8 protein-coding genes are annotated in these 8,176 nt (G+C 60.7%); 3 read left to right on the plus strand and 5 right to left on the minus strand.

The features are described from left to right. Nucleotides 1–118: 118 nt before the first annotated feature. The 5 genes from ACM6IN_RS20390 to ACM6IN_RS20410 are packed head-to-tail and all read right to left on the minus strand — an operon-like array spanning nt 119 to nt 3,887. On the minus strand, nt 119–1,108 hold the full coding sequence (locus ACM6IN_RS20390; RefSeq protein ID WP_414916609.1) for a FecR family protein: 990 nt from the start codon (nt 1,106–1,108) through the stop codon (nt 119–121). Continuing rightward, nucleotides 1,105–1,671 carry an RNA polymerase sigma factor gene (locus ACM6IN_RS20395; RefSeq protein ID WP_095112643.1) on the minus strand — a complete coding sequence of 189 codons (567 nt, stop codon included), beginning with the start codon at nt 1,669–1,671 and terminating at the stop codon, nt 1,105–1,107. The genes ACM6IN_RS20390 and ACM6IN_RS20395 overlap by 4 nt, the downstream gene beginning before the upstream one ends. Nucleotide 1,672: 1 nt before the next feature. Next, complete coding sequence (locus ACM6IN_RS20400) at nt 1,673–1,999, minus strand: DUF3325 domain-containing protein (protein ID WP_007914161.1); 327 nt, start codon at nt 1,997–1,999, stop codon at nt 1,673–1,675. Next, entirely contained in the window at nt 1,999–3,585 is a 1,587-nt protein-coding gene (locus tag ACM6IN_RS20405; protein WP_414916610.1) for a PepSY-associated TM helix domain-containing protein, read from the minus strand. The genes ACM6IN_RS20400 and ACM6IN_RS20405 overlap by 1 nt, the downstream gene beginning before the upstream one ends. Beyond that, nucleotides 3,582–3,887 carry a DUF3649 domain-containing protein gene (locus tag ACM6IN_RS20410; protein ID WP_095112645.1) on the minus strand — a complete coding sequence of 102 codons (306 nt, stop codon included), beginning with the start codon at nt 3,885–3,887 and terminating at the stop codon, nt 3,582–3,584. Before ACM6IN_RS20410 ends, ACM6IN_RS20405 begins: the two co-directional genes overlap by 4 nt. A 190-nt stretch (nt 3,888–4,077) precedes the next feature. Here ACM6IN_RS20410 and ACM6IN_RS20415 point away from each other — a divergent pair, with 190 nt between their 5' ends. From ACM6IN_RS20415 to fecA, 3 genes are all read left to right on the plus strand, one after another. Beyond that, nucleotides 4,078–4,566, plus strand: coding sequence for a sigma-70 family RNA polymerase sigma factor (locus ACM6IN_RS20415; RefSeq protein ID WP_007914173.1), 489 nt, complete (start codon nt 4,078–4,080; stop codon nt 4,564–4,566). Beyond that, the gene (locus ACM6IN_RS20420) at nt 4,563–5,495 is read left to right on the plus strand and encodes a DUF4880 domain-containing protein (RefSeq protein WP_414916611.1); all 933 of its coding nucleotides are present in this window, start codon (nt 4,563–4,565) and stop codon (nt 5,493–5,495) included. Before ACM6IN_RS20415 ends, ACM6IN_RS20420 begins: the two co-directional genes overlap by 4 nt. A 144-nt stretch (nt 5,496–5,639) precedes the next feature. After that, nucleotides 5,640–7,973, plus strand: coding sequence for a TonB-dependent Fe(3+) dicitrate receptor FecA (gene fecA, locus ACM6IN_RS20425; RefSeq protein ID WP_414916612.1), 2,334 nt, complete (start codon nt 5,640–5,642; stop codon nt 7,971–7,973). Nucleotides 7,974–8,176 lie beyond the last annotated feature (203 nt).

Raw genomic sequence — 8,176 nt, forward strand, 5'->3', positions numbered from 1 at the left:
CACCACAAATCTGAAAATATTTTTGCAGATCAAAAAGATCGCAGCCTTCGGCAGCTCCTACAGGAGATCGCATTCCAATGTAGGAGCTGCCGAAGGCTGCGATCTTTTGATTGTTGCCTCAACGCAAAATAATCAGATGCCCCAACACCTGATGCTGCTCAAACCCCATCACTCCTTGCAGAGAACTCAACACCGCCTGCGGATCCTTGCTCGGAAAACTGCCACTGACCTTGCGCGCCGCCAGTTCATCGTTGAGCAATACAATCCGCCCCGGGTAATAACGCCGCAGATCCTCCACCACATCGGCCAGCGTCGACTTGTAGTAAGTCAGCCAGCCCTGACGCCAGGCCAACTGAGCCTCGCTGTCGACCGCATGCAGTTTTTCTGCCGTGCCTCCAACGTAAGCAACCTGCTGGCCGGCGGTGAGAATCTGCTGTTCGCCACCACGCTCCGCCGTCACCCCGACGCGCCCGGACAACACCGTGACCTGCGCGCCATGCGGTTGCAGTCGCACTTCGAATTGCGTCCCAAGCACGCGCGCTTCGCCCTGCTCGGCCTCGACCACAAACGGCTCGCCGGTGTGCGTAACCGTGAAAAACCCGGCACCGCGACGCAACTGAACATGCCGCTCGCCACGGCTGAAATCCACGGCAATCGCACTGTCAGCATCCAGCGTGACTTGCGATTGATCAGCCAAGGTCACGGTGCGAATTTCACCCGGCGCTGAAACGTAATCCGCGCCGAGATCATCGATCCAGCGCTGCGGCTGCCAGCCGGTGCCAAGGCTGATCATCAGCAGCAGACACGCCGCCATCGCCAATGCACCCGACCAACGCAAAAGCTGAGGACGACGCGGGCGATCCATCGCATCGAGATAGCCCTGCAGTGCCAAGGCCTCTTCATCGGCGAGCGTTCGCGCCGGGCCTTCGCTCAACTCCCAGAGCACTTGCGCCTGCGCATACGCTTCGGCATGCGCCGGATCAGCGCGCAGCCATTGGCTGAAGGTCAGTTGATCGCCGGCACTCGGCCGATCATGCAACAGGCTCAGCCAGGCAAACGCGGCCTGCTCTTGCGCGGGCGTGGGGATGACGGAGTCGGATGGCTTCACGGTGCTTTCCCTGGCAGGCGTGGCGCGGGTTCGCGCAGGCTGGCCTTGCAGGCCTCGAGGGCGCGCATCATATGTTTTTCCACGGCACTTTGGGACAGGCCCATGGCTTTGGCGATGTCCGCGTATTTGCGACCGTGGATGCGATTGAGCAAAAAGATTTGCCGGGTGCGCTCGGGCAAGGCGCGCAACGCCGCTTCGACATGCTTCAGATCATTGCCCGCTTCCAGCGCCGCTTGCGGTTCGCTGCCGTGGCTGTCCGGCGCCTCCGGTTGCCAGCCTTCGTTGACGCGCGTGCGTGTGCCTTCGCTGCGCAGATGATCGATGGCGATGTTGCCGGCGCAGCGCAGCAGATAGGTGCTGAGTTCTTCGACCTGCACCAGCGGTCGCCGCCAGAAACGCAGAAACAGATCTTGGACCAGATCCGCCGCCGTCGCCCGGCAACCGACGCGCCGGTTCACCAGCGCTTCCATTTGCGAACGCTGGGACAGGAACACCTGAAGAAAATGCGCACGCGCCCCACGCGGCTCGTCGTCGCGGGATTCCGGTGGCAGATCGATCAGCACTTCAGCACTGCGCCCATGCGGCGACCGGGCTGGCCAGCAGACTGAACCCGGCCAGCGCCAATGCGAAACGCGGGCGATACGGCAGCAACAATACCAACGCCAGGGCACTGAGCATCAGCACGGCGAACCAGTCGACCAGACCGAAGCTCCAGCCGTTGGCCTTCACCGCCGCCCAAAGCGACAAACACAGCAATAACCATCCGCCGACTTTCAGGCCCTGGCGGCGACGCGTGGACGGTTTGTGACCGAGCAATTCATCGTGGTGACGAGGCATCGACAGGCACAACGCGGTGAATCCGGTGTAGGTGAGCAACAAGGGCAAGAGCATCAGTTCGCCCCTTGTTCAAGGGTGATCGGCCGGGCCTGTTCGCGGCGGGGCTTTTTAATGCTGACGGTGTTGCCAGCACGCTGCATTTTCCACGCGGCCCACGCCAGAAACACACCGGTTGCGAGGCACGTCAGATCAAAACCGGCCAACGCCCAGTCACCCCGCATCAACGCGACGCCGAGATTCCAAGGGGTGGTCAGCGCATTGATCAGCGGCACCGCGACAAACAGCGCCGCGCCGAGCACAAGCTGTTCAACCCAGGCCTTGCGCCCCGGCCGTAACATTGCGTGCAGCACACTCAATCCCCAGGCCAGGAAGAACGCGTTCACCTCCCAATCTGCGCGCCCGGCGAGACTCATCGGCAACAGACGATTGGCCAGAAAGAACACCGCAACCGCCGACACCAGCCCGGCCATGCTGGCGATATTCAGCACTTCCACCAGCCGCAACTCGAACGGCATCACACCGCTCTTGGCGTGTTTGAGTTGACGCTTGCCGAGCCAGATCACCAGCCCGGTGCCAATCATTGCCGTGCCGGCCAGCCCGCAGATGAAGTACAGCCAGCGCAAGACCGGCCCGGCGAAGTGGCCCATGTGCAAACCATAGAACGCGCCACCCACCGCGATCGCCAGCGGCTGGTCCGGTGTGCTGCCGAGCATCTGCCCGGTCACACCGTTGAAGGTCACGGCGCGGCCGAAATCATGCACCACACGGTCGCCGGCACGGGACAGCACCACCGTCGCATTGGCATCGCCCGGATTGCTCACGGAAAGGCGCGCCGTGTGGCCGCCCGACCATTGCTCGCGGGCCTTGCTCAACAGCGGCGCCATGGCCGCCAACGGCGCAGCGATAGCGGCGCGCTCGGGTGTTTTCGAGGCCGGGAAAACCTCGTCATAAAACGTGCGCACGTCACTGCCGTAAGACGCAACGATGCTCGCCGGCATGACCATCGACATGAAAATCACCAGGCTGCTGTAGGTGATCATCAGGTGAAACGGCAACACCAGCACACCCACCGCGTTATGCCCGTCGAGCCAGGAGCGCTGGCCCTTGCGCGGGCGGAAGGTGAAGAAGTCCTTGAAGATTTTTTTGTGGGTGATGATCCCGGTGATCAGCGCAACGAACATCACCATCGCGGCAATGGTCGCCAGCCAACGGCCCCACGGATAAGGCATTTGCAACTGGAAGTGGAAACGGTAGAAGAACTCGCCGCCCATGCTGTCGCGGCCCTGCACTTCTGCGCCGGTTTGCGCATCAAGGGTTTTCGATTCGAAGCGCCCGCGCTCGCCGGGCTTCGCCGGCGCGGCCTGCCAGCGCACGGTAAGACCGGGATCACGGGCATCTGGCAGATCGATCAGCCAACGTGAGGCGCCAGCGGCGTGTTGCTGCAGATAATCCTGGGCCAGCGCCAAGCTGGTCTCGGCACTCACCGATCGCGCAGGGATTTCCGGCTGCATCCAGTGGCTGATTTCATCTTTGAAATACGCCAGCGTCCCGGTCAGGAAAATCGCGAACAGCAACCAGCCGAACAGCAGCCCGGCCCAAGTGTGCAGCCAAGCCATCGCCTGACGAAAGCCCTCTTTCATGCCAGGCCCAATCCGCGTGCCGCGCCAGAGACAGTTGCCAGAATCACACTCGGTACCAGCAAACCGACCCAGGCCGACCATGCCGTACGACAGGCAAAACACCAGAGCACCGCCACCAGGTAGACCAGAAAGGAAATGGTCATGCCGGTCACCACCGCTTCGGCACGGCTCAGCGGCAGCCACAGTGTCAGGGTGACACTGGCCAGCGCCGCAACGAGATAACCGCCAAACACCGCGGCCAACACCCGTGAGGTGACGGCCAGACGATAAGACATGGGAAGTGTGGCGAGTTTGCCTTTCATGTTTCGACCCTGAAACGAAAAACGTCCGGCCGATCAGCCGAACCTATAGGCGAGCAATATTAATGATAAATATTCTCATACGCAAAAGCATCTGATTGCCGGTTGAGCGCTTCACCCCCTACAATGCGAACAGTTCTTGTTCTCTAACGCACACTCTCTACCGCGTCAAGAAAGCGCCCGGAGTTCACCGTTGTCGTCCGCCCATCCCGTCGAATCGCTCTATCAGGCCCATCACGGCTGGCTCACAGGCTGGTTGCGGCGCAAACTCGGTTGCCCGGACAGCGCGGCAGACCTGGCGCAGGACACGTTCATCAAGGTGCTGACCGCCCGCGAGCCGCCGGTGATCATCGAACCGCGCGCCTTTCTCACAACGTTGGCCAAGCGCGTCCTGTTCAATCATTACCGCCGTCAGGATGTCGAACGCGCTTACCTCGACACCCTGGCGCAGATGCCGGACATGGTCGCGCCGTCGGAAGAAGACAAGGCGATCATCCTGCAAACCCTGATGGAGCTGGATGAGTTACTCGACGGTTTGCCGCGTCAGGTCAAACGCGCATTTCTACTGGCGCAGGTGGATGGCCTGACTTATCCACAGATTGCCGCCGAACTCGGCATTTCCGTGGCCACGGTCAAACGCCATCTGAACAAAGCGGCAATGCGCTGCTACTTCGCGCTATGAACCGCACACCGGATTTCTCCTCTCAGGTGGCGGAACAGGCCGTGCACTGGCTGATGGAAATGCAGCAAGGCGCGCTCTCCCCGCGCCAGCAACACGCCTGGCAACAATGGCTGGAGGCGCACAGCGAACACCGGCGGGCGTGGGAGCATATTCAACGAGTCAATCAGCGTCTGCGCGGCGTGTCTTCACCACTGGCGCATGCGGCATTGAACGGGGCGAAGTCCGGCAGTCGTCGTCAGGCACTGAAACTGTTGCTGATTCTTGGCGCGGGCTCAGCCGTCACGTGGGGCATGCGCGAGCACAATCCACTGCCGTCGTTCCTCGCCGACTACCGCAGCCCGATCGGGGAACGGCGCAAGGTGGCGCTTGGTGCCGGCGATCAGTTGCAACTCAATACCGCCAGTGCCGCCGATGTCGATGCCTCGGCGCGACTGATACGCTTGCTCGAAGGCGAAATCCTCCTGACGGCCAAGCAATCGTTCGAAGTGCGCACCGCTCAGGGCATTCTTGAAACTCACGGCGCACGTCTCAATGTGCGCCAGTTTGCCGATCGCACGCAGGTTGCCTTGTTCGAAGGTCGCGTCGAACTGAGCAGCAATGGGCGCGCGCCGATGCTGTTGCCGCTTGCACGGCAACTGAGTTTCACCTCGACCTCCGTCAGCGCAGCCAAACCGTTGGATGCAAACAGCGGCGCTTGGGCCGACGGCATGCTGGTGGCTGCGCATATGCGATTGGGCGACTTCCTCGATGAGCTTGGCCGTTACCGTCGCGGCCAACTCAATTGCGCCAAGAACGTCGCCGATTTGTTGATCTCCGGGACGTATCCACTTGACGACAGCGAGCGGATTCTCGATCTGCTGGAAATCAGTTTGCCGGTAAAGGTAAAGCGCTTTACCCGTTATTGGGTGAGCGTCGAAGCGCGGGTTTAAAGCAGCAGAATCAAAAGATCGTCCGAAGGCTCGGGCCGCGATCGGACGATCCTTTGATCTTGAAAAATAAATGAGCCGTTTTTCAGATCTGGCGTGACAGAGAAGGAAAGCCCCCTTGATTCAACCTTCTCAGGATCATCCGACATGCACTCCACCCGCCTCACACCACTGGCTCGCAGCCTGCGCAATCTTGTCCTCGGCGCCAGCCTGAGTTTCAGTGCCCTGCCCGTTGCGATGGCTGCTGAAGCCAAGGCTTATCACATCGCGCCGTCGTCGCTGGAAAACGCTCTCAACCAGTTTGGTCGTGAAGCAGGCGTGTTGATTTCATTCGGTTCGCAAGTCACCAGCGGTGTGCAAAGTCGAGGTCTGGAGGGCAGCTACACGCCCGAACAAGGTTTGAATGCGCTGCTCGAAGGCACCGGCCTGCAAGCGCGCACCGAAGGCAACAACGCGTTCAGCCTGCAACCGGTGGCGGATGCCGCGCTGGAGCTGGACACTTCGAAAGTCGTCGGCGACTGGCTGGGTGACGCCGCGCAAATCAACGTGTTCGAACATCCCGGTGCTCGCGACGTGATCCGCCGCGAAGAGTTCGAACGTCAGGGTGCAACTCAGGCGCGTGATGTGCTCAACCGTATCCCCGGCGTCAACGCCCCGGAAAACAACGGCACCGGCAGCCACGACATGGCGCTTAATTTCGGCATTCGTGGTTTGAATCCTCGCCTGGCCGCGCGCTCGACGGTATTGATGGACGGCATTCCTGTGCCGTTCGCGCCTTATGGCCAACCGCAGCTATCGTTCGCGCCAATCAGCATGGGCAACATGGATGCCGTGGACGTGGTACGTGGCGGTGGCGCCGTGCGTTACGGCCCGCAGAACGTCGGCGGCGTGGTCAACTTCGTGACCCGGGCGATTCCCGACGAGCCAACGGTCAAGGGCGGCTTCCAGACGGAAACCAGCCCATCGTCGAGCCATGACGGCTTCAAGACCAGCGCCAACCTGCTGGCCGGCGGCACTAATGCCAATGGCCTCGGTGGCGCGTTGCTCTACTCCGGCACCCGTGGTGGTGACTGGCGCGAACACAGCGACACCGAGATCGACGACCTGATCCTCAAAGGCAAATACCAGCTCGACGAGGCCAACAGTTTCAACGCCATGGCCCAGTATTACGAAGGCAAGGCCGACATGCCAGGCGGTTTGAACGTTGCTGATTACGACGCCGATCCGTATCAATCGACGCGTCCGAAAGACCAGTTCTGGGGCCGTCGGACGATGTTCAACTTCGGCTATCGCTATCAGGAAGATCGCCGCGAATTCACCGCCAACACCTTTTTCACCAAGACCTTGCGCAGCGGCTATCTGGATCAGGGCACATTCCTTTCGCTGTCGCCGCGAGAGTATTGGGTTCGCGGCCTGGAAACCCGTTTCGCCCAAGGCTTCGACCTCGGCCCGACCAGCCATGAAGTCGGCGTCGGCTACCGCTACGTTAACGAGGCTGGCCACGAGCTGCGTTATCGCACGCCAATCAGCAGCAACGAATACCCGACCACCAGCAGCCGCAATGACCGCGACACCCGTGGCGGCACCGAGGCCAATGCGTTCTTCGTCGACGACCGCATCGACATCGGCAAATGGACGATCACCCCGGGCGTGCGCTACGAGATGATCGAATCGCAGCAGACCAACAACCTGACCAACGTCAAATACAAGGGCGACTACAACACCGCACTGCCGGCGTTGAACGTGCTTTATCACCTGACCGACAGCTGGAATCTGTACGCCAACACCGAAGGCTCGTTCGGCAGTGTGCAATACAGCCAGATGCCCAACCGTGTAACCAGCGGCGAAGTGAAACCGGAGAAGGCGCGCACTTGGGAAGTCGGCACGCGCTATGACAACGGTGCGTTACGCGCGGAGATCGGCGCGTTCCTGATCAACTTCGATAACCAGTACGAAAGCAACCAGACCAACGACTCGGTAATCGCCCGTGGTGAAACCCGCCATCAGGGTATAGAAACTAGCATCAACTACGCGCTGGATGACTTGAGCCCTGCGCTCGCCGGTTTTGATGTCTATGCCAGCTACGCCTACGTTGACGCGACCATCCGCGAAGACGGACCGAACAAGGGCAACCGCGTACCGTTCTCGTCGAAACACAAGGGCACGATTGGCGTCGGTTACACCGAGGGGCCATGGAAGCTGAATCTGGACAGCAGCTTCCAGAGCGATCAGTTCGCCGACAACGCCAACACTTCGAAGGAAAGTGCCGATGGCAGTACCGGGAAGATCCCGGGTTACATGCTGTTCAGCAGCCGCGCGGGGTATGACTTCGGGCCGCAGTTGTCGGATCTGAATGTGGCGGTGGGGGTGAAGAACATCTTCAACACGCAGTACTTCACGCGGTCGTTTGATGACAACAACAAGGGCAAGTATGTCGGGGAACCGCGCACGGTTTATGTGCAAACTTCTGTAGCGTTCTGAGGGTTGAAGAGCCTCTCACCCTAACCCTCCCGAAACGTCGGACCGCCCAGAGGGAGAGGGGACTGATTGGGGGGATGCTTGCGAGGTACGCCGACCTGAACGTACTGTGCCGAATCCATAATCGACTCGACCTGAAACCGCTTTGCCGAATCCATAATCGACTCGGTCTGTCAGGTCGATGTACCACGCCAGACACCTCGGTC

This window comes from Pseudomonas sp. IT-P395 (assembly GCF_949767675.1).
Lineage (GTDB): Bacteria > Pseudomonadota > Gammaproteobacteria > Pseudomonadales > Pseudomonadaceae > Aquipseudomonas.